Source organism: Mycolicibacter longobardus, from assembly GCF_002102265.1.
In the GTDB taxonomy this organism is placed as follows: Bacteria; Actinomycetota; Actinomycetes; order Mycobacteriales; family Mycobacteriaceae; genus Mycobacterium; species Mycobacterium longobardum.
The window spans coordinates 21,611-43,806 of record NZ_LQPG01000035.1; the positions used below are offsets into that span (position 1 = coordinate 21,611).

The 22,196-nt window shown below is 65.2% G+C and carries 36 protein-coding genes and 1 pseudogene; 6 read left to right on the forward strand and 31 right to left on the reverse strand.

Translation table 11 applies throughout. The annotated features are described in order from the left end of the window. Window positions 1-92: 92 nt before the first annotated feature. The 10 genes from AWC16_RS17925 to AWC16_RS17975 all read right to left on the reverse strand — a co-directional run bounded on the left by AWC16_RS17925 (window position 93) and on the right by AWC16_RS17975 (window position 4,300). Window positions 93-791, reverse strand: coding sequence for a DUF6884 domain-containing protein (locus AWC16_RS17925; protein WP_085266102.1), 699 nt, complete (start codon window positions 789-791; stop codon window positions 93-95). A gap of 163 nt (window positions 792-954) precedes the next feature. After that, a complete protein-coding gene (locus AWC16_RS17930) occupies window positions 955-1,179 on the reverse strand; it encodes a hypothetical protein (protein ID WP_085266103.1) in 225 nt (74 codons plus the stop codon). Then, window positions 1,179-1,442, reverse strand: coding sequence for a hypothetical protein (locus tag AWC16_RS17935; RefSeq protein WP_085266104.1), 264 nt, complete (start codon window positions 1,440-1,442; stop codon window positions 1,179-1,181). Before AWC16_RS17935 ends, AWC16_RS17930 begins: the two co-directional genes overlap by 1 nt. Further along, window positions 1,439-1,633, reverse strand: a complete 195-nt coding sequence (locus AWC16_RS17940) for a hypothetical protein (RefSeq protein ID WP_085266105.1) — start codon at window positions 1,631-1,633, stop codon at window positions 1,439-1,441. The genes AWC16_RS17935 and AWC16_RS17940 overlap by 4 nt, the downstream gene beginning before the upstream one ends. An 82-nt stretch (window positions 1,634-1,715) precedes the next feature. Next, window positions 1,716-1,934, reverse strand: coding sequence for a hypothetical protein (locus AWC16_RS17945; protein WP_085266106.1), 219 nt, complete (start codon window positions 1,932-1,934; stop codon window positions 1,716-1,718). A gap of 83 nt (window positions 1,935-2,017) precedes the next feature. After that, window positions 2,018-2,146, reverse strand: a complete 129-nt coding sequence (locus AWC16_RS25665; protein WP_272937819.1) for a hypothetical protein — start codon at window positions 2,144-2,146, stop codon at window positions 2,018-2,020. Between the two features lie 472 nt (window positions 2,147-2,618). Further along, window positions 2,619-2,999, reverse strand: coding sequence for a hypothetical protein (locus AWC16_RS17960; protein WP_112683169.1), 381 nt, complete (start codon window positions 2,997-2,999; stop codon window positions 2,619-2,621). Window positions 3,000-3,145: 146 nt separating this feature from the next. Further along, complete coding sequence (locus tag AWC16_RS17965) at window positions 3,146-3,355, reverse strand: hypothetical protein (RefSeq protein WP_085266110.1); 210 nt, start codon at window positions 3,353-3,355, stop codon at window positions 3,146-3,148. A gap of 448 nt (window positions 3,356-3,803) precedes the next feature. Beyond that, window positions 3,804-4,019, reverse strand: a complete 216-nt coding sequence (locus tag AWC16_RS23985) for a hypothetical protein (RefSeq protein ID WP_133055965.1) — start codon at window positions 4,017-4,019, stop codon at window positions 3,804-3,806. Next, window positions 4,016-4,300, reverse strand: coding sequence for a hypothetical protein (locus tag AWC16_RS17975; RefSeq protein WP_085266112.1), 285 nt, complete (start codon window positions 4,298-4,300; stop codon window positions 4,016-4,018). Before AWC16_RS17975 ends, AWC16_RS23985 begins: the two co-directional genes overlap by 4 nt. A 255-nt stretch (window positions 4,301-4,555) precedes the next feature. Between AWC16_RS17975 and AWC16_RS17980 the strand changes: the two genes are divergently transcribed. From AWC16_RS17980 to AWC16_RS23990, 4 genes are all read left to right on the forward strand, one after another. Then, window positions 4,556-4,786, forward strand: a complete 231-nt coding sequence (locus tag AWC16_RS17980; protein WP_133055966.1) for a hypothetical protein — start codon at window positions 4,556-4,558, stop codon at window positions 4,784-4,786. 59 nt (window positions 4,787-4,845) lie between these two features. Beyond that, window positions 4,846-5,073 (forward strand): hypothetical protein, encoded by a 228-nt coding sequence (locus tag AWC16_RS17985; protein WP_085266114.1) that lies wholly within the window; start codon window positions 4,846-4,848, stop codon window positions 5,071-5,073. 193 nt (window positions 5,074-5,266) lie between these two features. Continuing rightward, a complete protein-coding gene (locus AWC16_RS17990; protein ID WP_109561489.1) occupies window positions 5,267-6,979 on the forward strand; it encodes a serine/threonine-protein kinase PknH/PknJ in 1,713 nt (570 codons plus the stop codon). 51 nt (window positions 6,980-7,030) lie between these two features. Then, the gene (locus AWC16_RS23990; RefSeq protein ID WP_133055967.1) at window positions 7,031-7,510 is read left to right on the forward strand and encodes a nuclear transport factor 2 family protein; all 480 of its coding nucleotides are present in this window, start codon (window positions 7,031-7,033) and stop codon (window positions 7,508-7,510) included. A 115-nt stretch (window positions 7,511-7,625) separates the two neighbouring features. Here AWC16_RS23990 and dprA read toward each other — a convergent pair. After that, a pseudogene (gene dprA / locus AWC16_RS18000) lies at window positions 7,626-8,528 on the reverse strand (DNA-processing protein DprA); the annotation flags it as partial. A 388-nt stretch (window positions 8,529-8,916) separates the two neighbouring features. On the opposite strand from dprA, the gene AWC16_RS18005 reads away from it, so the two are divergent. Further along, complete coding sequence (locus AWC16_RS18005) at window positions 8,917-9,192, forward strand: hypothetical protein (protein WP_085266117.1); 276 nt, start codon at window positions 8,917-8,919, stop codon at window positions 9,190-9,192. A 96-nt stretch (window positions 9,193-9,288) separates the two neighbouring features. Here the strand turns inward: AWC16_RS18005 and AWC16_RS18010 are convergent, their stop codons facing one another. The 11 genes from AWC16_RS18010 to AWC16_RS18065 form a co-directional block, all read right to left on the reverse strand. Beyond that, the gene (locus tag AWC16_RS18010; protein ID WP_085266118.1) at window positions 9,289-9,612 is read right to left on the reverse strand and encodes a hypothetical protein; all 324 of its coding nucleotides are present in this window, start codon (window positions 9,610-9,612) and stop codon (window positions 9,289-9,291) included. A 396-nt stretch (window positions 9,613-10,008) separates the two neighbouring features. Beyond that, window positions 10,009-11,262: an RNA-guided endonuclease InsQ/TnpB family protein gene (locus tag AWC16_RS18015; RefSeq protein WP_085266119.1), complete on the reverse strand. Its 1,254-nt coding sequence runs from the start codon at window positions 11,260-11,262 to the stop codon at window positions 10,009-10,011. Between the two features lie 7 nt (window positions 11,263-11,269). Then, a complete protein-coding gene (gene tnpA / locus AWC16_RS18020) occupies window positions 11,270-11,668 on the reverse strand; it encodes an IS200/IS605 family transposase (protein WP_085266199.1) in 399 nt (132 codons plus the stop codon). Window positions 11,669-11,759: 91 nt separating this feature from the next. After that, the gene (locus AWC16_RS18025; protein ID WP_085266120.1) at window positions 11,760-12,158 is read right to left on the reverse strand and encodes a hypothetical protein; all 399 of its coding nucleotides are present in this window, start codon (window positions 12,156-12,158) and stop codon (window positions 11,760-11,762) included. A gap of 124 nt (window positions 12,159-12,282) precedes the next feature. Further along, window positions 12,283-12,570 (reverse strand): helix-turn-helix domain-containing protein, encoded by a 288-nt coding sequence (locus AWC16_RS18030; RefSeq protein ID WP_133055968.1) that lies wholly within the window; start codon window positions 12,568-12,570, stop codon window positions 12,283-12,285. 203 nt (window positions 12,571-12,773) lie between these two features. Further along, entirely contained in the window at window positions 12,774-12,983 is a 210-nt protein-coding gene (locus AWC16_RS18035; protein ID WP_085266122.1) for a hypothetical protein, read from the reverse strand. Continuing rightward, window positions 12,980-13,177 (reverse strand): hypothetical protein, encoded by a 198-nt coding sequence (locus tag AWC16_RS18040; RefSeq protein WP_085266123.1) that lies wholly within the window; start codon window positions 13,175-13,177, stop codon window positions 12,980-12,982. Before AWC16_RS18040 ends, AWC16_RS18035 begins: the two co-directional genes overlap by 4 nt. 457 nt (window positions 13,178-13,634) lie before the next feature. Then, complete coding sequence (locus AWC16_RS18050; protein WP_234812333.1) at window positions 13,635-14,459, reverse strand: DNA adenine methylase; 825 nt, start codon at window positions 14,457-14,459, stop codon at window positions 13,635-13,637. Window positions 14,460-14,499: 40 nt separating this feature from the next. Continuing rightward, window positions 14,500-14,727 carry a hypothetical protein gene (locus AWC16_RS18055; protein WP_085266125.1) on the reverse strand — a complete coding sequence of 76 codons (228 nt, stop codon included), beginning with the start codon at window positions 14,725-14,727 and terminating at the stop codon, window positions 14,500-14,502. Window positions 14,728-14,738: 11 nt separating this feature from the next. Then, window positions 14,739-14,981 (reverse strand): hypothetical protein, encoded by a 243-nt coding sequence (locus tag AWC16_RS18060; RefSeq protein WP_085266126.1) that lies wholly within the window; start codon window positions 14,979-14,981, stop codon window positions 14,739-14,741. A gap of 92 nt (window positions 14,982-15,073) precedes the next feature. After that, complete coding sequence (locus AWC16_RS18065) at window positions 15,074-15,643, reverse strand: hypothetical protein (RefSeq protein WP_085266127.1); 570 nt, start codon at window positions 15,641-15,643, stop codon at window positions 15,074-15,076. Window positions 15,644-15,903: 260 nt separating this feature from the next. Here AWC16_RS18065 and AWC16_RS18070 point away from each other — a divergent pair, with 260 nt between their 5' ends. Then, on the forward strand, window positions 15,904-16,842 hold the full coding sequence (locus AWC16_RS18070; RefSeq protein WP_085266128.1) for a hypothetical protein: 939 nt from the start codon (window positions 15,904-15,906) through the stop codon (window positions 16,840-16,842). On the opposite strand, the gene AWC16_RS18075 is transcribed toward AWC16_RS18070, so the two are convergent. The 9 genes from AWC16_RS18075 to AWC16_RS18105 form a co-directional block, all read right to left on the reverse strand. Continuing rightward, the gene (locus AWC16_RS18075; protein WP_133055970.1) at window positions 16,815-17,387 is read right to left on the reverse strand and encodes a hypothetical protein; all 573 of its coding nucleotides are present in this window, start codon (window positions 17,385-17,387) and stop codon (window positions 16,815-16,817) included. The genes AWC16_RS18070 and AWC16_RS18075 overlap by 28 nt on opposite strands. A gap of 2 nt (window positions 17,388-17,389) precedes the next feature. Continuing rightward, the gene (locus AWC16_RS23995) at window positions 17,390-17,710 is read right to left on the reverse strand and encodes a hypothetical protein (RefSeq protein ID WP_133055971.1); all 321 of its coding nucleotides are present in this window, start codon (window positions 17,708-17,710) and stop codon (window positions 17,390-17,392) included. Beyond that, a complete protein-coding gene (locus tag AWC16_RS18080) occupies window positions 17,710-17,949 on the reverse strand; it encodes a hypothetical protein (RefSeq protein WP_085266130.1) in 240 nt (79 codons plus the stop codon). The genes AWC16_RS23995 and AWC16_RS18080 overlap by 1 nt, the downstream gene beginning before the upstream one ends. A 66-nt stretch (window positions 17,950-18,015) precedes the next feature. Continuing rightward, window positions 18,016-18,195, reverse strand: a complete 180-nt coding sequence (locus AWC16_RS24000; RefSeq protein ID WP_112683167.1) for a hypothetical protein — start codon at window positions 18,193-18,195, stop codon at window positions 18,016-18,018. Next, window positions 18,192-18,467 (reverse strand): hypothetical protein, encoded by a 276-nt coding sequence (locus tag AWC16_RS18085; protein WP_085266131.1) that lies wholly within the window; start codon window positions 18,465-18,467, stop codon window positions 18,192-18,194. Before AWC16_RS18085 ends, AWC16_RS24000 begins: the two co-directional genes overlap by 4 nt. Before the next feature lie 48 nt (window positions 18,468-18,515). After that, window positions 18,516-18,800 (reverse strand): hypothetical protein, encoded by a 285-nt coding sequence (locus AWC16_RS18090; protein ID WP_085266132.1) that lies wholly within the window; start codon window positions 18,798-18,800, stop codon window positions 18,516-18,518. Then, window positions 18,797-20,578 carry a type IV secretory system conjugative DNA transfer family protein gene (locus tag AWC16_RS18095; protein ID WP_133055972.1) on the reverse strand — a complete coding sequence of 594 codons (1,782 nt, stop codon included), beginning with the start codon at window positions 20,576-20,578 and terminating at the stop codon, window positions 18,797-18,799. The genes AWC16_RS18090 and AWC16_RS18095 overlap by 4 nt, the downstream gene beginning before the upstream one ends. A 49-nt stretch (window positions 20,579-20,627) precedes the next feature. Further along, on the reverse strand, window positions 20,628-21,125 hold the full coding sequence (locus tag AWC16_RS18100) for a hypothetical protein (RefSeq protein WP_133055973.1): 498 nt from the start codon (window positions 21,123-21,125) through the stop codon (window positions 20,628-20,630). A 309-nt stretch (window positions 21,126-21,434) separates the two neighbouring features. Then, window positions 21,435-22,106, reverse strand: coding sequence for a trypsin-like serine protease (locus AWC16_RS18105; RefSeq protein ID WP_085266135.1), 672 nt, complete (start codon window positions 22,104-22,106; stop codon window positions 21,435-21,437). Window positions 22,107-22,196: the final 90 nt, after the last annotated feature.

Below are 22,196 nucleotides of genomic sequence, written 5' to 3' on the forward strand. Positions count from 1 at the left end.
GGCGTCATTCGTCGGTGAGTCACGCCCTGGTTGGCGCTCCCTCTGCCCCGCTCCGAAGAGGACTAGCTCTCGCTGAAGCGTGGCCTGGTCTTTCAGCTCGCCAGCAGCGACGACAGCACCGCCCGTTGGTATCCGATGCCCGCCGCCCCGCGGTAGAGGTCGACCAGCTCGATCCCCAGGCCCTGCAGCCCCAGCAGCTCGACGGCGCTGCGCATGGCCGCCAAGTACCGGCTGGGCAGCAGCGCCTCGACCGTCCGCACATGTTGCACTGCTAGTTGCGAGGCCAGCCATGCCGCATCGATTGCACCAGCTTGGCCCATCGCAACGTCATAGGGGCTGATCACCCGGTTGAGGTTCAACAGCCCATATTTGGCAGACAGAATCATGACGCGCCCGCCCACGATGCGCGCCCGGGCTTCAGCCGCGCGCAGAGTGAGGCGGAAGTGGTCACTGTCGTAAATCGTGCGTGCTCGTTCACTTCTGGCTAGCTTGCGGGCCGCGCAGGGCACGAGGACCAGCGTCGCAGGCAGCGGGTCGTGATCCGCCGGGCCGCTGATCCAGCCCAGCACAGTGGCGAGCTTGTCACCTCCACTGCCGCCTACGGTTTCGCAGGGGGTGGGGTCATCGATATATCCGGTCCCGAAACCCAGTGGGTAGAACAGCGCGCACTGGACGGTCTTGCCGGCGCCGCTGTAACCGATGATCAGTCGTTCATCACCCCGACCGAGGACGTTGTCGTGGATCTTGTGGGCGACTGGGCTCCATCCGTGGAGACGGGCCGCATCGTTCACTGCGATCACTGCCGAGCAAGTACCCATCAGGAATTCCCCTTCCCGGGCTCGTGCGCCCGGCTGCGGACCGGGGCGGTAGTTGACGTTACGGACACTAGACGCCGGTACCGACAACATCGGCCATCGCCAGGCGGCAGGCCCGGATCCCTCCCCTTGCTCCGCTTCAGATTCCGGGGCCCGCGGGCCCTGGGCAGTCGCTGTAGCTGTCGAGGGGGTCGGTCGGCAGCAGCTGGCACACCGAGCACGTCGTGGTGCCGGTGAACCAACCTTGTTGCCAGGTGTGCGGGCGCGTTTGGGTCGCCTTGGCCGCCTCGATCTCCATGCACCACTGGCAACTGGTCCCGCCATCGATGGCACGGTTGCCACATTCGCAGTTCACCGCCGACATCAGACCGGCTCCTCAATCCACTCTCGGGCCTTAACAAGCCCCAGGGGCCCGTGGGCGATCACCTGATCCTCATTGCCGTAGTTCTTTGCGATGTACTTCGCGGTGTTCTCCGCCGTCCAGATGATGATCACCTGCGCGCCGAAGCGCTCGAAGGTTACGAGCGTCTCGCCACCCGGGCCGTGAACACCGTGCTCGGGCACGCTCACGCTCCACCCGTTTCTGGCTGCCACCTCGGCCATCACGGCGCGTCCGTTGTAGCTCACGTTCGTACTCCCCTCTCGGCCTGATCAGCGGCCTGTCGAAGCCCAACGGCGATAACTGGATGGCCGTCGGCGTCCAGGCCGCTGGCGGCAGAGCGCGCCTGCTGCGGGGTCAGGCACACGTCGACGCTGGTCCCGAGGATTGCGTCGGGACCACGAATGATGACCTCGCCCACGCCGATGTCGATGATCACCGCAGCGCCTCACGATCAACGTCGTTCAGTGACGTTGTCCGCCGGCGCCGTCCGGCCCCCCGGCCGCGGGGATCGTCGCTGATCATTGACCGACGAGATCCGGCAGGCCAAATTGCTTGCGCACGGCCGGGTCTGTGATGTCGTCGGTGGTCGCCCAGGTGCCGTCGAGGTATCGGTGCGTCGCGTTGGCCGGGGCGCCGTCTTCGCGGGCCTGCTCGATCTGGTCGTCGATGTAATACTGGAATGACCCCATCCGTTGTCCCCACAGTCGGATGTACGGGTAGTCGTCTGTGCCGCTCATGGCGTTCCCCCTCGGTTTGTCGGACATGAACCGCGTTCTGTTCCAGTTGCTTTGGTGCTGCTGCGCTGATGATCGCCTGCTTGTCAGAGCATGCCGGCGATGCGCATGTTGTTTCGGATGACCCGCAACAACGGCATGTGGTAACCCTCGCAGTCGATCAGAAGTTCCCCGCCACACGCCCACGTGTGCTCGGCCACTTGCTGTTCGGTCATCTCCGACCTCAGGAGGCCGCATTCGGGTGATTGCCCGACGGTGGCGACAGCACGTGTCGCAGCGTCCTCCCACTCGCTGATCGGGTGGTGCAACGCGTGGTCGAGAACCCTGTCGAGGTCCTGAGCCGCTACCGGCGGAAGCCCAATGCTGTCGCCATCACCTCGACTGCAGGTCTCGGCCACATCGATGGGGTACATCGATCGCCACGTGACTTTTCTCATCGAAGGCCCCGCGTCATATTGACTGCGCCACCCCTGAGGCGTTCCGGGATAACCCCAAGTATCGGCTCGTCGGGGAATGCGTCCAGGTGTTGCTCCCGGGCGTGTTCTTCGTCGTCGGCCATCCATCCGCGCGTTCCCAGATCCGATGTGACCAAATAGTTCTCGAACATGCGCTTCCTCATCTCTCGGGGGCCGCGATCCTCTTTGTCGTCACGAATGCCAAGGCGCTGTGAACTGACCACTCTGGGTTTCACGCCGACGTCCGGACAGCGGCGCCACCATCCCAAAAGTCCCTGACACCGGCAGCAAACGCCGAGCGGTAGTCCTGAGCGTCGAGGCCACCGAACCGATCCGGTACGTCACAGGCGATTTCGGTTTCGCGTGTGGCCTGCTGGTAGGCATGGAAGTAGAGCGCGCTCTCAAATCCACGCGAGTGACCCAGCTCGTAGGCCTCCGAACTGATCCACATGGTGTCTGCGGTGATGTCGGCCACGGTGGCTGCGGTATCGGTGTGTACGACTTCGGCATTGCCGCCGGCGAAGCGCAATTGATCGGCCACCTTCACGCAGTGATGCGGATCGTTGGTGATCGAGCCGATCCCGCCAGATGCCCGTACCGCGTATGTCCTCATGACTTCCCCCCATATTCCGGCTCGGCGTAGTGGCCCCGGTCGCTGCGATCTGGCGCCCCCTCGTCTAGGTGGACGAACCCGCCGTACTCGGGGTCCTCGCCAACAGGTGCTCCGCATTTCCGGCAAAACTCTTGCATGCCAACGCCCTACCTCAGCGACGCCAGCAACTCGGCCGTCGCGTTGGCCAGCGCCCCGGCAGCATGGGTATCGGCAGCACCGTTGGCCCACATGCCCGCGTTGAGGGCGTTGAGGGCGTCGGTGAGATTTCGCACCTGATGCGGCTCAACGCTCCAGAACTGCGCGTGCGGTTGCCATGCCTGGGACTTGCTGATCTGCTCAGCGGTGAAGATCGGCACACCATCCCCCTGACTCGCCAGGCAACCAGTTTCAGCGGCCTGATTCGATCATGGCCCAGCACGCCCGCCCGTTTTGGGCCACGACACGCACACCCCTCTACTTCCGGGGAAGCCACACCCAGCCTTGGGGAATCGGTCGGTCAGCAACTAGCCCTGGCGGGGCGCAGTGGCCCTAACGCGGACGTGGGAGAAGCGGTGGGGCGCTCACGATGCCGACTCCGCCGTGGTACCCGAGACGATGAACTCGGCCGGGCCGTCGATGTCGGCGATATACGCGCGCCGCTCGTCCTGGTCCTGCAGCCACTCATTGAATCAGGTTGGCGATCAGGTTCACGTCCATTGCTTCCTCCGTTGGGTGGTGAGGCTGAAGGTTCAGATGATGCTGGAGACGACAGGCTCCATGCCCTTGTCGAGCGGCGAGCTCCGACTCCGAACGCACGCAGCTCGATCAGGATCCGTGGTACTGCGCGGCCTGCCCGCACGCCTGGCACGATTCGCCACCGGAGACGAGTTGCGGTACGGCCTGTTCGTGGATCGTGCACGGCCCGTCGGCGAGATGCGCACGCAGTCGCTCCTCGAAACGCTCAACCGTGGCGCCATCTGTTGTAGGTGCACCGCCCCGGTGCATACCGCAGTCGTAATGCAACAAATCACCTGATGTCATCGCCGCGCCCCCATTTCGGCACGCTCATCAGTGGGGTCTTCCTCCGACACGATCAAGGCGGCCACTGGGGCACCTTCGGCGTTGAACACGTTCCAGATGTGGTTACCGTCATCGCCGTCACTCGGCAGTTCAGCGGAGTGGATGCGGTCTTTAGGCCGAACGAAGTGGATGCGGTCTTCGCCGGCCTTGTAGGCGTCCTCGACACCGAGGTGCCCGAACGACTCCCACAACGGGGGATCATCCGACTGTGGGAACGCGATGATCGTGGCCGAATAGCTCACCGGCCTTCACCACCATTCCCCTTGCTCCTGACCATGTTTCCCCCAAAGCACTCCGCCCCACTGCAACCCAGTGGCTAATTCGACAGTAAGACGCTTGCTGGTTCATTACCTGTCTGCAACACGCACCTAGGCAAGTTCTGGGCCCGTTCGAGTGGCGATGTCCGGAATCGGCGTACCGGCCCAGAACAATCGCCACTGTGACGACATTCGCCGCGAGACACACCGATCAGGAAGGAGCGGCCCGTGAGGATGACCGTGGAATTCACTAGCGTCTACCCCGACGGCGAGCACGTGCGCACCGCGGTGCTCGACGTCGAGAACCCCGGCGTGACCGAAGACGAGCTGTACGACTGGGCTGGTGACAATCTGCAACCGCACACCGGCGACGGGAAGCACACCAGCGGTGACGCGGGGTACTTCGCCGAGATTCGCGACTGCGCCGATCGCCCCGATCTGGTTGGCCGCGAGTTCAGTTGGGGAGTGTGACCCGTGTCCACGACGTTCATCCCTGGCCTGTTGACTGCCTGCCTGATTGGAGAGTTCTGATGGCGCGTCAGCGGACACGCTTCGAGTTGTGCGATGTACACCGCGGGTGGGACAGCGACGGCCGCTACCGGCTTGCCGAGATCTTCTGCGAGGGCGGCCCCGCCTCCGGCCCACCGTGCTCGCCGCAACCTTGCCGCGCGTTCCCTGGAACCGACTTCTTCAACTCCTCCGTCACCGACGACGACGCCGCCGAGTGGGTTCGCAACTGGGCCGTGAACACCCGGTAGCACCCCCCCAGCACCGCGCGCCGGCTACCTACTCAGGCCGCACCGACTCACGGTCGTGGCAACCCGAGTCCCGCCGAGTTCTCGGGGCGCATCCGCCCACCATGGCTCAACTACCTCGGGATCTTCCGGATCTCCTGGCATCGACTGGGTAGCCTTTTCCCTGCAATGCGGCGTATGCGTGCAGGCAGCGCCCATGACCGACAAGGTAGCGATGTTCAACCCTGGCCAAATCGTCGCCGGCTACCGCATTGAGCGCCTACTCGGCGCCGGCGGCATGGGAACCGTATACCTTGCAGCCAACCCCACACTGCCCCGCCGCGACGCACTGAAAGTCCTTTCCGCCGAGCTGTCACGCAACCCCGACTTCAGAGCCCGCTTCACTCGCGAAGCCGAAGTCGCCGCAAGCCTGGATCACCCCAACATCGTCTCGGTCTACAACCGCGGGCAGACCACAGACGGCCAGCTGTGGATCGCCATGCAATTCGTCAACGGCACCGACGCTGAGGCCGCCCAGCAACACGGCACGATGACACCGCAACGCGCCGTGCACATCATCACCGACGTCGCCAAAGCCCTCGACTACGCCCACGCCCGCGGCGTCATACATCGCGACATCAAACCGGCCAACTTCCTGCTTTCAGGCACGAACGGCCCAGACGAGCGCGCCCTCCTGGCCGACTTCGGCATCGCAAGAGCCCTCGACGACGTCGGCCTCACCGCGACCGGGTCGGTCTTAGCGACTGTCGCCTACGCCGCCCCAGAAGTCCTATCCGGCGCACAACTCGACGGCCGTGCAGACCTCTACTCATTGGGCTGCGCCCTGTTCGCTTTGCTGACTGGCCGGCCACCGTTCTCGTCGGCCAACGGAATGGCCGCGGTGATGATGGCCCACCTCAATCAGCCCCCACCCAGAGTCACTGATTACGTGCCCCACCTGCCGCCGGCGCTCGACGCTGTCATCGCCACCGCCATGGCCAAGGATCCCGGCGGACGCTTCAGCTCAGCGAGCGCGCTGGCTCAGGCCGCACACGCGGCTCTTGCTTCCAACCAGTCGCCTGCCGGCCGGCACTATGACCTTCCCCGGCCCGCGTTGCACCCACCGCCTGCGCAGCTACCCGACACGAAACGACGCCCTCCGCGGCGGACGTGGCTGCTGGCCGCCAGCGCAGCCACAGTCGTACTGTTGGCGGGTTCGATCACCGCGGTCACCGTGACCGGCCGCGACCACCGCACCGCGCCAACCGCCGCCATCTCATCGCAGATACCGGCACAATCCACGATTTCTTCGCGAGACGAAGCTCCCGCCGCCCCACTGGGGCCACCGTCGAACGACGTGCAGCCAGCCGCGTTGCGAGAGATCTTGCTGACCGCCGATCAACTCAACCGCATCACCGCGCACGAGGTGGTACTGGAACAAGAGTTCGGGACCTTCCTTGACGACTCCACCATCGCCGAGCCAGCTAGCTGCCTCGGCACCTGGGCTCCCGCCCAACAGCGCGGCTATGCCGGCTATGGGACGACCGGCGTTGCCGTGCAGTTCCTTCGCGCCATGAACCGCAGGATCACCGAAGATGGCGTGGTCCAGGCGGTTGTGTCGTTCCCCGATCACATGGCCGCGGTGGAGTCACTCCAGCAGCAGGAGCGCCAGTGGCATGCCTGCGCTAACCGGTCAATCACCTTCTCTGCCTCCGCCGGCGGCCCTCAGACCTGGGAATTCGACCAAGCCCAGGTTCTCGACGACACCGTGACCTCCGCCGCCAGACTCAGTGATGGCACCGCCGTCTGCCAGCACGGCATCAACGTGCGCGGCAACGTCCTCATCGATATCCGCCAATGCCTGCCCCCAGGCGGCAACGACATATCCGCGCTGGTTACAGCCACAGGTGACCGCGTACCCCGTCAGTAGCACAGCCAGTCGTAGCATGAACTGCTACCACCACCAGGAGGTCCACTCGAGATGACCATCCGCCGGCACATCAGTATCGGGCCTCTTGTGGTCACAGCCATGCTGATCACGTCCTGCAGCCCGTCGGTGACGGCTGGACATCCAGTCACCGAACACACTTCTACCCCGGCACCAATTGCCGCACCACCGGCGCCGCCACCGGCCCCCGGACCGCCGCCCCCACCGTCTGACGAGGATCAGATCCGGCAAACCGTGCAGGCGTTCCAGGACGCCTACAACACGCAGAACTGGGACCTCTACAAGCAGCAGATGTGCCCAGCGATGCGCAATCAGTTCACCGACGGACCGGTCATGGACATACTGAAGAAGACCCGCGCCGACAGTGGAATGACCAGAGCCAAAGTGGGCGCGGTGCAGATCGACGGAGACACCGCGACGGTGATCCTGGAGTCGCAGAACGAGGCAGCAGGCAATCTTGCCCCAACCCTCCCCTTGCAGCGCACCGACGGCTGGAAAATCTGCGTCCAGTAACCGCCCGCACACAGCCAGCACCAACCCGACCCTCAACGGGCCGCGACCCCCGCCGACATTGAGCCGGCGAGGGCCACAATCCGCAACGCAGCTACCCGGACGTCGGGCCGCCCGGCCCCAAGAGGTCCAGGACGTCACGCGGTCCAGCAGCCAACAAGACCCCGTCGCGCAGCAGCGCATGGCAGCCCGCCGAGGCCGCACTGGTGACCGGCCCGGGAACCGCCGCCACCGGCCGCCCCAACTGACGGGCCCAGCATGCCGTGTTCAGGGCGCCACTGCGAGCTCCGGCCTCCACTACCACCGTTGCGGACGACAGCGCCGCCACCAGCCGACCGCGGGCCGCAAACCGATAGCGCGTTGGCCGAACGCCGGGAGCAAACTCGGTCACCAGCAGGCCCCGATCACCGATTCGGTTCAGCAGCGCTGCATGGCCGGCGGGATACGCCACGTCGACACCGCCGGCCAGCACCGCTACCGCGGTCCCGTCGGCCGCCAGCGCTGCCCGGTGCGCCGCACCGTCGATACCGTAGGCCCCGCCGGCCACCACGGCCACGCCGGCGCCGGTCAGGCCACCGGCCATATCCGCGGCAAGATGCTCGCCATAGCTTGTCGCAGCGCGAGTTCCGACAACCGCGACTGCCCGGCGGGTGATCTCATCGACGCGGGCGGGCCCGATCGCCCACAACGCCAGCGGTGGGACCCACTGCACACCAGTCTCACCCGGCTCCCCGTCGAGCACCGCGAACGCCTGCGACGGCCATTCGTCGTCATCCCTGACGATCAGTCGGCCACCGCAACGCTCGAGTGCCGCCAAATCTTCGGCTGCGTGATCGGTATGCCGCCGCGCATCAGTTGCGGCGGCCAGGCCCTCGGTGATCTCACCCTTGCGGACTCGCTCGGCTGCTTCCACCGGACCCACGCGACGCGCCAATTCCACCAGCTCCGAGCACGGACCGTCGCTCACCCGAGACAGATATGCCCAGGCCCGCAACACAATATCGTCAATACTCACTTCCATCGCCCCTTCCCGGGCTCACACCTCGGCTACCGACCGAGGTGACCATTTTCTTCAGTGTGCCGGACCTGCCCAAAAGGGGCCTTGTCCGACACCACAGAACCTACAACCGCCCACTGACAACCCCCACCCTGGCGCAACCCACGGCTGTTCGGCAAGCCCGCCAAACACTGGCGCTATCACGCGCCCGGCCCCCGATAGTTGCGGCCTCACCGCCGACACGGCCCCGCAACCCCGGCGCCGATAGCGGTGCTGCCCTTGGCGTTTTCCTGCCACCAACTACTCACCTGGCGTGTTGTCCTGAATACAGCCCGACCAGACGCTCGGGCAGATTCGCAACCAGCCCAATCTATTTGGGTTGGCTCGCCACGATAGGAACAGAGACCACACGATGCCCCGCGCCGACGCCGCAAGTGATCACGCCGAAACCAGCCCCACCGAAGCAGACTTCCAACACCCGAACGAAACCCTGATCTCATTCCAAGACAGCCACACCGACGAATTTGGGCAGCGGCGCTTCTTCGCCTTCTGGATCGCCCACAACATCGGACCCCACCTCAACGAGCACGGTGTGCGGGGGCAGGTGTTCTTCACCAACATCGACACCTTCATCGCCCGCGCATCCCAGGAGGGCCCCGTGCGGATCTTCGCCGACCCCGCTACCTAGGCTTGACCACCATTGCGCCTTTGGGTGAGCGCTTCATGTGCGCACGTCCGGGCCAACGGTGAGCGGTGCCTGGCCCGCTAGCCGTGCGCCGGCGAGTTACTGGACTCCCAGTCCGGCCGCGTCGATGCGGCGACGGATCTCGCCCAAGTTGACGCTGTCTTCGCCCAGCATCGCCCACGTCTGCCATCCGTCCAGCGCCGCCTCGACGGCGTCGAACTGCACCTCGGGCCTGCTGATGGCCAGCTTGCTGCCGTTATCTACCCGTCCTGCCGAGGCAACGACAGCGACAAGCTGGCCGGTGCCGTCGAAGGGCTGGTGAGCCCCCGGTGCGGACCAGTTGCGTTCGAACCGCAGTTGGCGAGGTATGCCATCTGCGGGGTCGATGAAGTCGTAGGCAAGCCCAAAGTCGATATCGGCCATAGTGAAAGTCCTCCCATCCAAGTCTCAACCGTGTGGGCGCGCCGCCCCTGGACCCGAACCGCTCTCGCGGCCAAGCAGGGTTCGGGGCAGCCGGCGGCCCGTCTGCTAACATCGCCGATCCAGTCCGCCAGCGTGTTGATGTTGTCGCGAAGGCGAAGAACCGCAGCGAACCATGGTCCCACGACACGACCAGCGGCGATCGCGTTTGGTTGCGCTTCGATCGTCTCGGCCAGATCCCGCACTTGCCCTTCCTACCTGTGTGACGCCGCAGCGGCGGCTTCGTAGAGGACGTGGGCGACCCCTGCCGGTGCGCGGTCAGCGTGCCACTCCGCCCAGTACCGAAGCTCCACGGCTTGACGTCCTCCCCACGGCTGAAGCCGGGGGATTCCAACCTGGTCATGCTGCAGGTGCAGCATTTCGGGGTTGGAGCAGTAATTCCTCGCGGTTTCCTGCTGGTTCCTGCTTCAACGGCCCCACCACGCCCGCGGGTGTGGTGGGTTCTCGGCAGGCGGTGACCGCAAGCCCTGCGGCCAGGATGTTGACGGCGGCGTTGACGTCCGCGTGCACCGGCCCGTAGTGGCAGCTGGTGCACCGGAATACCGCTTGGCTCTCACGGGATTTCGGGTCCACCTGCCCACAGGCTGAGCAGCGTTGCGACGTATACGCCGCCGGCACTTTCACCACCAGCGTCCCGGTATACCGGGACGCTGATTGCAGTGCCAGGCTGAACTGATGCCACCCCTTGCCGAGGATGGCACGGTTGAGCCCGGACTTGGCCGCCACATTGCGTCCGGGCTGATTGAGGGTTCCTTTCGCCGATCTCGTCATCTGCTTCGTTTTGAGGTCTTCCACGGCCACCAGCGCATTGCCGACGGTCAGCCGGTGCGCACTCTGGGCGCAGAAATCCGTGCGGCGGTGACGCTCCCGCGCCCGCAACCCCGTCAGCGCGGCGCGGGCCTTGTCCCGGTTACGACCCCGCTTAGCGCTGCGAGACAGGCGCCGCTGCAGCACCAGCGCCCGGCGGCGTTCCCCGGCGGTAACGAATTCCCGGTCCAACAGCTGCCCGTCGCTAGTTGCTACTGCCACCACCACCCCGCGGTCCACGCCCACCGCAGTCCCCGGCACCGAGTGCGCAGACGGGGCCTGGCGGCCGTCATCCACCAGGAACGACACAAACCAGGCCCCACCGTCCCGGCTGATGGTTGCCGACCGGATCACCTCACCGTCCAGGAAGCGGGACATGCGGAACTTCACCCACCCCAGCTTCGGCAACTTCACCCGCCCATGCCGACGGTTCAGCTTCTCGACGACCATCTTGGAGCCCTCAGGGAATCGGAACGCCGGCGACCACCAGCGCCCCGAACGCCACCGCACCTTCCAAGTGCCGTGTGTACGGCACGCCTTGTCCAAATCCATCAACGTCTGCTGCAGACAATGCCCCGGAACGTCTTTGAGCCACGGATGCTCGGTCTTGGCCTCGGCAAGCTCGCGGGCCTGCGGCCCGTAATTCATCCACGCCCCACCGCGTCGGTATTCACGACGTTGCTCCAAGCCGGTGTTCCACACCGCCCGACACACCGACCCGATCCGTTCAGCGAACATCTCCTGCTCGCCGGTGAACTCGACTCGAAACCGCCTACCCGTCAACATGGCCGGCTCACCGGTCCTTCTGCGACTCGACGTAGCGCTTGATCACCGACAACGGCGCACCACCGACCGTTGCCACGAAATACGAGTTCGTCCACAACGACGGCAGCCGCGACTTCAACCACGGAAACTCCTCGCGCAGCACCCGCGATGAACGACCCTTGATGGCCTTCACCAGCTTGTGCACCCCGAACTGCGGATCCACCTCCACCAACAGATGCACGTGATCTGGCATGGTCTCGCACTCGATCAACCACGCCCCCTTCTCGGTGATCACCTCGCCGATGATCTCTTTGAGCCGGGTCTCCATTCGCCCGCCGATCACCTTCCGCCGGTACTTCGGGCACCACACCACGTGATACGCGCACTGGAACGCGATATTCGCATTCGTCCGCAACGTAACACCCACACCCGACAACACTAGACAGCTCGCAGCTATCTACTATGCTCAACACGCCGAACAACCCGAGCCGTGCCACCACAAACTCGACCTGACGCGCTCACCCCCACCAGCTAAAGCCGGGGGTCCGCCGCGCTACGTTCCTTCCGATCGCCGCGGCGGCCTCCGGCCACGCCGTCCATGCGGAGGAGACGTTCAGCACGGCGGGCGATTGCCTCAGGTGCGCAACGATCTCCATGGCGGCGTCGATGGCCTGGTCACTGTCGACACCGGTGGTAGCGGTGACGACAAGTACCAGCTGTTGGTCGCTGTGACCGAACGTGTCCATCAACAGCCGACTTGCCCGCGACGACTCCGAGGCCGGGTCGTAGAAGCCGCCCGCTGAAAGGCTCTCGGCCACCGGCAGCCCAAGGAGCGTCGCACCTATCACGAACAGCACCGCGATCCCGATGATCCGCCGAGGCGCAGCCAGAGCCAGCATCGCTAGCTTTTGCAGCACGCTGTTGGTCCTTTCAGAGGGGTGCTTGCGAGGCCTGCCTGGCCGCCGTCACGGTCGACGTTTCGCAGGGTGGGGATTCGGCGGCAGCTTGCAATGGCTTTGCTCCGCAAGCGATTCCAATCGGTCATGCGGGTATCGCTCCGACGCCCGGGAGCCGGGAGGGGGTGGGTGCGGCATCGATCGCCTGCCAGAATCGTCGCACTCGTCCAGCGAAGGTGTCCTTCGAGACGCCGAGCAGCGCGCCGGCCTGGCGGTAGGTGAGGCTGCGATGGTCGCGGCGCACCTCGGCCGCGGCCCGCAGGGGCTGAGCTACTCCGTAGGCCGTCAAGTCGCCGAGGGCCGCAATCCTTTCGGCCTCGCGGTCGGCGGCCCGTTGCGCCCGTGACTCATTCTGCGCAACCAGGCTCGCCAACGAATTGCGTTGGCCTGCACCGGTCTCTACGACAGCATTCGACAACGGCGTCATCCCCTTTAACCCCTCATCAATCAGCTCAGCACACCGGAATCCGTAACTTTGTCTGCAAAACGCGCGACCACGGCCGAATCGGTCGAGCCGAGACTGATATCGGTAAACACCACCGCGCGGGGTCCGGTGTGCGCGGGAACGCGACTGGCCTATCCGCGGTTCTTGTCGCCGCACTGGTCGCAGGAGCCCGCGGTCACGTAGTGCAGCCCGTCTCGGCTCTGCGGGCAAGGCCAGTCCGCACCCGCCAGGTAGCCCTCCCACACATGGATGAAGTGGCCGACGTCATCACCCTCGTATGCCTCATAGGCTTCGACGAACTGGTAGAGAGTGACCTTGTTGTCGCCTTGACCGGCCGTCATTGCGGCACCACCACATCGGCGATCTGCCCGTCGTTGAGATGCACCGTGATCCGGGTTCCGGCCGGTGCGTCGATCTCGACGTTGATGCCGGCGTGACAGCTGCCGTGGTGCGCGTACACCTGGACCTCGTCGACGAGATCCGCGCGCCCTTCCTCGCTTGGATCCGGTGGTAGCGCGTTGCCATTCCAGCCCATACCCGTCCCCCTTCGTCTGTGACTCGTGTTCGACGCTAGGGCGCGCGGCCAATCACGATCGGCGGCGACACGAAGGATCCCGGACTACTGCGCTGGATCAGCGGGCGAACAACAGGTTCCCCCGAGTCTTGCCAACCTCGAAGACCCGCCCTCATGCCGGGAGTTCCAGCTGCACGACTCCTTCGTTGCGGGTTGTCACCTGCGCGGTCGGCCGTTCTTTTGCACGGGCGGTTCTGCGGCTTCCACGGGTGCGGGGCAGTCCGGGTGGTGCCCTTGGGTTTCTGGGTGCCAACCGCAGTCCGGGCACCGATGGATGGCGATGAGGTGGCGGCGTGGATAGGGCAGCCACAGCTTCGTCGCCCCCGTCGAGCGTGCGCTGTGAGTCGGGGTGCGCCGGCTCGCTGTTGTGGGCGTCATCGTCACCTGCTCCTCTGGTCGTAGGCATCGACGCGGGGCGTCATGAGACGCCGCCGGCTAGATCGAAAAGGCTTGGCTCACTGATCGCCCGGTTGGACCAGATGACTTCCGTCCGGACTCGCTGCGTCCCGCTTTGTCCGGTGGCCGACTGAAATTCGATCCGGTCCCAGTCGGCCAACGCGCGGTCGTACAGGTCGCTGGCGTAGCCGCTGAGCACCACTGCCGCGCGGGCCGCACGCAATGCGTCCAGCAGTTCCGCGTGTTGCGCTGCAGAACCCATCTCCACGCTGTAGTTGCGAGTACGGGTGCTTCCGAGGTAAGGCGGGTCCACGTACAGGCATGCAGTTTCCACGGCTCCGTACATGTGGACCACCTCGATGCCGGGCCGGCACTCCAGGCTGACGTGGTGCAGTCGCTCAGCGGCGGCTGCCATCCGGTCGACGTAGGCGTCCAGGTAGTCCGGCATCGACATCGATGTACCGGCTGGGGCGATGTAGTAGCGCCAGCCGGTCTTGCGCAGCGTGCCGGTGCGGCCCTGGCTGATTCGTACCCAGGTGCAGCGCGCACGCTCGAGGTCATTGGGTCCCGGGCCCTCGTAGGCGTGGTCGTGTTCTAGTCGCGAGTGTGGGGTCAGGGCGCAGATGCGCACGAGTTCTTCTGGGCGCTCGCGCAGCATCCGCCAGAAGTTCATCAGGTCGCCATCGAGGTCGTTGACGGTCTCTAAGCGGCTGGGGCGCTTGGCAAGCAGAACCGACATGGAGCCGGTGAACGGCTCGACGTAGTGCTGGTGGGCGGGCAGCAGGGCGACGATCCGGTCGGCCAGTCGTGTCTTGCCGCCGTAGTAGGCCATCGGTGGGGCGGTCATGTTGCCTCACTGAGGTGATCGCCGGCGATGAGTGGGTGCGTCATGCGCCGAGCTTCGAGAGGATCTCGGTGGCGATGCGCACCAGCTGGTCACGTTCACCGACGAGGACGCTTTCGGGGCCATTGATTCCAATGCCGATGACGTGGCGGCCGCCGACGCCGATGACCCCGTAGCCGAGGGTGTCCTCGGTGTAGTCCGGATCATCGGGGGTGATGACACTGACGAAGGTGGAGTCGGTGACATCAACCTGTGTTGGGCAGTGAGCCATGGCGTCGTCTTCTAGCTGAGGGCGCCGAGTAGGTCACCGGCCGCGGCGGCCAGACTGGCGTTGATGCCGTCGCCGGGTTGCTCGTCCTGGCGAGAGATGTTGCGGTCGTGCAGCGCAGCGGCGAGGCGTTCCACTTTGTCGCGGTCCACATGCCAAAAGTGGGCGCCGACGGGCCATCCGGTCCCGTCGACAATCTGCGCTCGGCTGTACAGACCCATCGCCAATCCCCCGGTTTCGAACGTGGTGTTCTCCACGTCGATGGTGTCTTAGCCGGTTCCCCCGCTCATGGCTGCGACACGCCAGGTGGGGTACTTCCGCCCGGAAATGGGCACCGGGCGTGGTGGGTTCAGCGTTTGACGTCGGGACGGCGGCCCTGCTTGGCGGCCTCGATCACCCGCAGGCGGGACTCTTCGGGGACCTCGGTGTCTCGTCGCTGCGCAATGAGTTCCGGTGACAGGCCGAGTGCGCCCAGCAGTCCGAGGAGCTGCTGCTGGGTCAGGACGCCTTCGTTGAATTCGTCGATGGCGATGGCAAGCGCTTCGATCGTCGCGCGCGCACCGGGCGGGTAGTCGGCGTACTCGTTGCCGGCCCACGACAGTGGTTCCTTGATCTCGCGGTGGACGCGGTTGATCGCGCCTTCGACGTCGCGGGAAAAGAAGGTGATGGTCCGGCGGTCGTCGTCATCGAGACCGGTCGCCTCCAGGGCCTCCAACGCCTCGTCGAGCCAGGTCTGCAAGAGCGCCAGCACACGGGAGCGCTGCCGGCGGTCGAGGAATGCCACCGACCGCCACAGTGCCCGAAACTGGGCGGTGTAGCGGCGATCGTTTTGCCGGGCCGGCACCAGGTGCGCCCGCAGGATCGCGGCCAGAGCCGCTGGAGACCGTCCGAACTGCTCGGCGACCCACTCGGGTGTCACTCGGGCAGGAAGCCGGCTCTCTGCCTCCGATACGGGGTCCCACGGGTACACCGCAGCCACACTACGGGCCGCCGTAAGCGCAGCACTAGTCATGCCACCATTGTGCGTGATCAACGACCCCGTTTCAGGGCGGCGACACCGCGGTCACCGCAGATGCGGACCCAAGTTCGGTCCAGACACGCGAGACAGTGCCCCGATTGCAGACCGGGGTGTGCCCTACCGTTAACTTGCATCAAGCGAAGTTTAGAGAAGGGGTCAAAGTGCAGTTCGTCATTCGTGAACTCGCCGACGGGCCAGCAGATCTGCGGGACCAGCTCCCAGTCACCCTGAGCGCGCTGAACCCACTGTCGTCCTCGACCAGCCGCCAGCAGTTCTGGTGCGCCCAGCTCGAGCACCCGGTGAAGTATCGCTTCTCCGCGCAGAACCGGCCCGATGGCATGGATCCGGAGTTCGTCGACGAGGACCATGCGGGCACGTTCCTCTGGGTCTATGTCCTGGTACTCACCAATCAGAGCTCAGCGGACCTGCAGGCGGGGATGCGCGCGATCACCGCCGACGTCGGCTACGTCACCGATCTCTCGCTGGGCTCCGACACCTCGTTTGACGGCGACAAGGTCCGCTGGGTCGCCGAGGCACAGGTTGACGTCGAGGCCGGCCCCGACTCGGCGCCGGCCCCGCCAACGGACACCACGGGTTCGGGGGCCACCGGAACCCTCGGGACCTATGTCGACAGCCACGTGCAGCTCTACCTCACCCAGCTCGCCGCCCTCGCGGGTACGCAGTTCAGCGATGACATCCCGCGGGCGGTCCAGATCTCCGAGGGGCAAGATCCGCCGGCAGGTCGGCCGGCGTACGTCGTCGCCGGAACCCAGCTGCGCTATCACACGCTTTCAGCCACGACCAACAGTTGGGGCTGGCGAACAACCGACGACCCCGATCGGCTCGTGTACTGGATCCTCGACGACATCGTGCGTTCCTTGGCGTACCGGTGGGCGACCACCGCGCCGGCGGCGACGCTGCTGGACGAGCAGGGCATCAACACTCTGCTGTGGATTCCGTATTGGCTCACTCTGCTCGCAGCACTGAACCCCCAGTGGCGTAGTACCACTGAAGCCGCGATCAGCGAATGGTCGCGCCTACCGCAACTCATAGCCGGGCACGCGCCTGTAGCTCAGGTGACCGGTGAGAGCGGGCCGTAGACCTTCATCTGCTCCGGCGCAGAGGGCACGGTGGCCGCTGCAATCCCCGCAGCGATCGTCGCGTGGCTGGCGTCGAACGCAGCCCTGATCTCCCTAATGCGCGCTTGGGCGAGTTGGACCAGCGCGGTCTTTACCCCTGCCAGCTGCTGCTGCGTCCAGGTCTCCTCAGCGGCGCATCGCTCTGAGTCGGCGTAGGCGCGGTGGTAGTCGGTCGTGGTGGTGTTCATCGCGTTCTTGGCTTCCACGATGTTGATGCTGCCCAGCTCCAGCCAGCCGGCGATGTTGGTGTGGCGCGTCTCGTCGTCGGTGTGGGCCCGGTGCCTATCGACCAGCACAGCCCCCAAGGCGCTGCCGGCTTCACCGCGGAATTCCGGGTGCGTGTAGGACGCCGCCGTGTGGGTGTGGTCGGCGGCCGCGCACATGGCGTGCGCGCAGGACCTTTGGGTAGCGGCCTCGCGTGCGTACGCGGTCTCATCGGGCTGGGGCCAGTGGTCTCCGATGATCAATGCTGTCTCCGGCAAATCGACCGGTTCGAGTGCTCCCACGGTCATCTCCTCGGTGGTGAATCGTTCAACGACTCCAGTTTATGGCTGGCTGTTGGGGATTGAGCTTCTTCGGGCTCGTTGTCGCCTGGACTCCAGAGCACCAAGGCGGGGAAGGCTTCTGGTGGAAACCAGGTGCTGGGAACCGATTCCGTGCTGCCGGGGCTGAACCACTGCTCGTCGAGTTGCCACACAAGGCGGTCGTTTCCTCGCAGAGCTTCCCCGCGGAACTGCACGGCGGTCAGGTTCGGCACGCAGGCCAACTCGGCGGCGGTGTTGATCCGCCGCTCAGGGCGCCCACCGGCAACGTCAGCGTCGTGGTCCATCAGTTCGCTGCAGCACCGAGCCGCATCGACGACATCACGATGTCGTTGACGTCCTCGGCGCTTAGTCCTGCAGCGGTGTTGGCCGCTTCGGACATCGCCTGCAGCACAGACAAGTCGGTGTGGCGAAAGCCGGGGTGGTAGCCCGGCTGGTCTTCGGTGATCAGCGCCTGGTGATACACCAGCACTCCGTCGACATCTTCCGCGAACGATTCGTTGACGTAGTAGGCCTTGCGTGCCATGTGTTTTCCTTCCAATTGGTGTACTGCGGCTGTGTGCGGCGGCCCGCACTGCGGTCGGGGTCGGTGTTATAGGAACCACCGCTGTTCGATGGCGCGGCATGCCCGACACAGAACGTCGGGGTCGCCCTGGTTGGGGTCGTCAAGGAACGTGCAGTTGCTGGCCGTTACCGTGTGGCCGGCCTCGGGTGGTTGATCGCCATAGATCGACCAGCGCGTGGATGTCGAGTCCATGGTGTTGCGGCTCATGATGAGCTCCCCGCCGCGCAGCGCTCGCAGCTGGCGAGATATCGCTGGGTCGCCTCGTCGAAGTGCGCGCTGTCGGCGGTGGCTGCGCAGTGCGCGGCGTGGCAGAGGGCGGCAAGCTGGTTGGCGCTGATGTGGCTGTTCTGCGCGTGCCACAGTTCGGTGATGGCTTGTTCGGCGCCGCGACGCGCGGTGGGCGGTGAAGCATCCAGTCGCGCGGACGCGGCGACCAAGGCGGTGTCGAGGTGGTAGAAGTCTCGTGTTTGGTTGACCATGCCCTGTTCTCCCCCTTGGTTTGCCGATTCGCCTTGGTGTTGATTCGGTCAGTGCGTGCCGAGATGGTGGTGCAGTGCGGCGGCCGCGGCGACTGCGGTCGGCCCGTGGCAGCAGTGCTGCAGGGTGCCGTCGCTGAGTTCGAGTTCGGCTTTCCATCCCGTCAGGGCGGGCTCGTCGGCCAGAGTGGTGTCGCGCAGTACGGCTACCCCGGCGGGGAAGGCGGTTCCCAGTGCCTTGCCGGGGCCGATAGAGATGATCGCTGCGTCACCGTAGGTGTGGGCCAGCTCAGCGAGATCCGATGCGTAGAGGTCCGCCAGTTCGTCGTGGTTCATGAGTAGTCGTCTTCCTCGTCGCTGTCGATGCACAGTGCCGGATCGTCGTTGGCGGCCGGCTCCAGGAGTTCCGCTTCGGCTGCCGCTTGCGCTGAGAGGGCATTGGGATCGAGTTCGAGCAGCGCTCCTTCGTAATCTGCGCTGTCGCAAAGGCCGTTGTAGCTATCGTGCGTCTTGTCGTACTGGAACATCTGCGGGTTGGGTGTGCCGTCCCGATTGTCGAGGTTGATCATCTTCAGCGAGTTGAGCTCGCAGATCGGCTTGTCGAGGTCTTCGGGCTCCTTGACGGCGAACCATTGTCGGCTGTAGAGGGGGCGGATCCGATTGGAGACGTTGTCGCGGTAGGACGTCCAGGATTCGCGCAGGCTGGCGGGGGCCTTGGGATCGTTCACGTTCATGCCCGGGGTGTAGCCGTAGTAGCCCTGGAACTCCACGACGGTGGCGGCTTCGGGGTCGGCGACAAGGCCGCGTCCTGCCGCGGAAATCCGTTGCCCGAGTCGGCGTGCCCTGTCCTGCAGTTCACGGGGGAAGGCTTTGTCCAGAGTCATCTTCTCGGGGGGGCCGAGGGAGATGATGAGCTTGATGTTGCCGCGGGCGTCGCCGGGGATCGTCTTGGAGTAGAGGTCCTGGGTGAGGATGGCGACGTGGACTCGGAATTCGCGGCCTTTGCGTAGGACGTAGAGGAAGTCGGCGATGTACTCACTGTCCCTGTCGGGGTTTCCCGCGTAGAGGCCCTCGATGTCGCGGCGTACCGAGGCGAACTCGTCGAGGATTACCAGCCAGGGGACGAAGGCGAACGGTTCTGGGTGGCCGGCGATCTTGCGTTTCTGGGCGATCACCGCGCGGCGGTTGATCTCTTCGACGATGGCGTGCATCAGTCGAACGTGCTCGGCGGTATCAGCGGAGATCATCACGACGTTGGCGATCGAGCCGAGGCTGGCGTAGTCGGTCTTTTTTCCGTCGCAGATGAAGATGCCCCAGCCGGCGGCCCGGTACGGTTCAAGCACGCTGCGTACGAAGACGCTCTTGCCGGCACCGGTGCCGCCGATGGCCATCCAGTGCGGATATTCCGCCGGGGAGTATTCGAGCGGCTCGTTGAGTTCGTTCACGCCGAGCCGGAACTTGAACTTGTGGTATCCGGCGATGGCGTCGGCTGCGCTGGCGGCGATCGTCTGAGGTTCGGGTGGGGCAATGAACTTTGGGAAGCTGGTTTTCCGTGTGGCGGTGACGGTGTCGCGCTTGGGATCGACGTCGAAGTCCCAGTCTCCGTCGATGGTTTCGAGCTTGTTGATCAGGATGGTTGCCTGGCGTTTGTCGCCGAAGTACCCCGGTTTCTCGGCGACCAGCTTGAACCCCTGCAGGGTTCGGTCTTCGTCGAAGGTGACCGACCCTTCTTGTAGTCGCAGGGGGAGGTTGTGGGAGGTGACGACCTGCACGATGCGGTCCAGGTCGCGGTTGCCCAATGTCGTTGGTGTGGCCGTCGGCATGGCCGCTGCCGGCAGCGGCGGCAGCGGCGCGGGCGTCGTCGTGGGCGGCGCGGCCACGGTGGGCGGCTTCTCCAGCAGCAGGGCTAATCCCGCTGCGAAGGCGGGGACTCCGGCGAGCCACAGCACTGAGGCCGAGTCCCAGATTTCTGGGTGCCCCAGTCGTCCCCACAGGTAGAGCAGCAGGCCAAATCCGATCAGCAGGAGGCAGCCGCCTGTCATGCTGCGACTGGGCATCTGCCAGTACGCCTTTGAGTGGTCGACAGAGGCAGTGTCGTATGTCGGCTGGCTCATGCTCTACCGCGCTCCTCAGTCGCCGGTTGGCGGCGCGCTTGTACGTTCATCAGGTCACCGGACCTACGGGCAGGCACACCTGGTCGAACCAGCGCTGCGCCCAGCGCGCGTCCCCTAGTGCGGTGTGACGGTCGGCGCCGGGAACGGGGACTCCGCATTGTGCCGATGCCTGTTCAACGTCGTGGGCTGGCATGTGGCCCTGCCGCAGTAGGAACGAGTTGGCCAGGTCGACGACGTCTTGGGGTTCGTAGAACCATGCGGGGCGTAGGCCATGGTCCTCAAGCATCCGTTCCAGGCAGTCCGTGTCGAACCCGATGTGGATGCCGTAAACGGCTGCCTCTGCGGTCCATTCGTGGACCAGCTGCGCGGCAACTGCTTCGCGGACGTGGTATTGCCCTGGGTGCAGCGCTGCGCCGAAATGGGGATGGCGGGTGTAGAAGCCGGAGATATGCAGTGATCTTGGGTTTGCGGTCTCGATGTTGAGGTCGTCGATGTCGACGAAGATGGTGATCTCGCGCTGCCCACCGTGGCTATCGCGGCGGATCATAGCGATCTCCCATGCCTGTTTTCCGCAACCCTCACTGTCCGTTTCGGTGTCGAGAAACACCACCGCCGACATACCTTGACCCCCGGTCCCCCACGCGCTGCACACCCCAGTCACGGAGGTGCCGTGTTCATTGTCGGCACAGGCGTCCTGCGTTTTGGCGGCTCGACGCGCCCGGGTACCGGTTTTCAGCCCAGGTTGGGTGCACTGGGGCGGCAGACAGTTGTTCGACGTCGGCTCAGCGTGGGCACCTTCACCCCGACACAGCACGGCCGCACTGTCGTTAGCTGGGCAAAAATGGGCCGAGCGGCGTTATCCGACGGTGAGATTCCAGCGGCCCAGCCAGGGGCCGATCAGTTCGGCGATCAGCAATCTTTGCCTGGCCATTCGAATGATGATTCCGACTGCGGCAGCAGTCCCATCCTTTCTCATGACGAACACCGGGCCGCCCGAGTCGCCTCGCTGGATCGAGGCCGCGAACTTCACTTTGGATGCGCTCACTTCGACGACCGGCCCACAGTCAAGGCCACTGACCGCGCCCAATTTGCAGACAGTGTCTCCCTCTGAGACCGTCGACACCCATCCAGAGACCGGGATCCGGCCATCGATTTTCCCGGTTGCAGCAACACCGTTCGCCAACTTCAAGACCGCGATATCGGTGGCCTCGCCCTCGGCTCCCTCGAACTCGCTAACGACGAACTCCGCCACTGGCACTTCTCCCCCAGCATCTGCGTGCATGGTGAGCCGGCTCCCGTCACCGTGCGCGCAGTGCCCAGCGCTGAACAGCACGGGATGGCCGCGGCGATTTCTCGCGAGAAATCCCGCCGTGCAGTCGCCTTTGCCGACACCGCCGGCGGTCCTGGAAGTCACCTTCGCGCCCGGCCTGAGCACGACGCCGGCGGTGTCCGCAATTGCGGTGGGAGCCAAGGTCAACAACGTCGTGGCTATGGTGGCCGTGAACGTCGTCGCGGCGACTCGACGCATTCGTTGCCCCCTGGTCTCGGCGTGTCTTTACCGCACTGTATCTGCGACCGTGCGCGGTGAGCGGCTGTTCAAGCAGCCGCGCGAACCCGC

What these genes read in the sequence shown, in the direction of transcription:
- AWC16_RS18005 (WP_085266117.1), top strand. Translation starts at nt 8,917, where the DNA reads ATGCCCCGCGCCGACGCCGCAAGTGATCACGCCGAAACCAGCCCCACC.
- AWC16_RS24000 (WP_112683167.1), bottom strand. Translation starts at nt 18,195, where the DNA reads ATGAGCCGCAACACCATGGACTCGACATCCACGCGCTGGTCGATCTAT.
- AWC16_RS18085 (WP_085266131.1), bottom strand. Translation starts at nt 18,467, where the DNA reads ATGGTCAACCAAACACGAGACTTCTACCACCTCGACACCGCCTTGGTC.
- AWC16_RS17960 (WP_112683169.1), bottom strand. Translation starts at nt 2,999, where the DNA reads ATGAGGACATACGCGGTACGGGCATCTGGCGGGATCGGCTCGATCACC.
- AWC16_RS18090 (WP_085266132.1), bottom strand. Translation starts at nt 18,800, where the DNA reads ATGAACCACGACGAACTGGCGGACCTCTACGCATCGGATCTCGCTGAG.
- AWC16_RS18095 (WP_133055972.1), bottom strand. Translation starts at nt 20,578, where the DNA reads ATGAGCCAGCCGACATACGACACTGCCTCTGTCGACCACTCAAAGGCG.
- AWC16_RS18015 (WP_085266119.1), bottom strand. Translation starts at nt 11,262, where the DNA reads ATGTTGACGGGTAGGCGGTTTCGAGTCGAGTTCACCGGCGAGCAGGAG.
- AWC16_RS23985 (WP_133055965.1), bottom strand. Translation starts at nt 4,019, where the DNA reads ATGACATCAGGTGATTTGTTGCATTACGACTGCGGTATGCACCGGGGC.
- AWC16_RS17945 (WP_085266106.1), bottom strand. Translation starts at nt 1,934, where the DNA reads ATGAGCGGCACAGACGACTACCCGTACATCCGACTGTGGGGACAACGG.
- AWC16_RS18080 (WP_085266130.1), bottom strand. Translation starts at nt 17,949, where the DNA reads ATGGCACGCAAGGCCTACTACGTCAACGAATCGTTCGCGGAAGATGTC.
- AWC16_RS18010 (WP_085266118.1), bottom strand. Translation starts at nt 9,612, where the DNA reads ATGGCCGATATCGACTTTGGGCTTGCCTACGACTTCATCGACCCCGCA.
- AWC16_RS17930 (WP_085266103.1), bottom strand. Translation starts at nt 1,179, where the DNA reads ATGTCGGCGGTGAACTGCGAATGTGGCAACCGTGCCATCGATGGCGGG.
- AWC16_RS23990 (WP_133055967.1), top strand. Translation starts at nt 7,031, where the DNA reads ATGACCATCCGCCGGCACATCAGTATCGGGCCTCTTGTGGTCACAGCC.
- AWC16_RS18100 (WP_133055973.1), bottom strand. Translation starts at nt 21,125, where the DNA reads ATGATCCGCCGCGATAGCCACGGTGGGCAGCGCGAGATCACCATCTTC.
- AWC16_RS18055 (WP_085266125.1), bottom strand. Translation starts at nt 14,727, where the DNA reads ATGGCTCACTGCCCAACACAGGTTGATGTCACCGACTCCACCTTCGTC.
- AWC16_RS18105 (WP_085266135.1), bottom strand. Translation starts at nt 22,106, where the DNA reads ATGCGTCGAGTCGCCGCGACGACGTTCACGGCCACCATAGCCACGACG.
- AWC16_RS18035 (WP_085266122.1), bottom strand. Translation starts at nt 12,983, where the DNA reads ATGACGGCCGGTCAAGGCGACAACAAGGTCACTCTCTACCAGTTCGTC.
- AWC16_RS18050 (WP_234812333.1), bottom strand. Translation starts at nt 14,459, where the DNA reads ATGACCGCCCCACCGATGGCCTACTACGGCGGCAAGACACGACTGGCC.
- AWC16_RS23995 (WP_133055971.1), bottom strand. Translation starts at nt 17,710, where the DNA reads ATGGACCACGACGCTGACGTTGCCGGTGGGCGCCCTGAGCGGCGGATC.
- AWC16_RS17985 (WP_085266114.1), top strand. Translation starts at nt 4,846, where the DNA reads ATGGCGCGTCAGCGGACACGCTTCGAGTTGTGCGATGTACACCGCGGG.
- AWC16_RS25665 (WP_272937819.1), bottom strand. Translation starts at nt 2,146, where the DNA reads ATGACCGAACAGCAAGTGGCCGAGCACACGTGGGCGTGTGGCGGGGAA.
- AWC16_RS17990 (WP_109561489.1), top strand. Translation starts at nt 5,267, where the DNA reads ATGACCGACAAGGTAGCGATGTTCAACCCTGGCCAAATCGTCGCCGGC.
- AWC16_RS18040 (WP_085266123.1), bottom strand. Translation starts at nt 13,177, where the DNA reads ATGGGCTGGAATGGCAACGCGCTACCACCGGATCCAAGCGAGGAAGGG.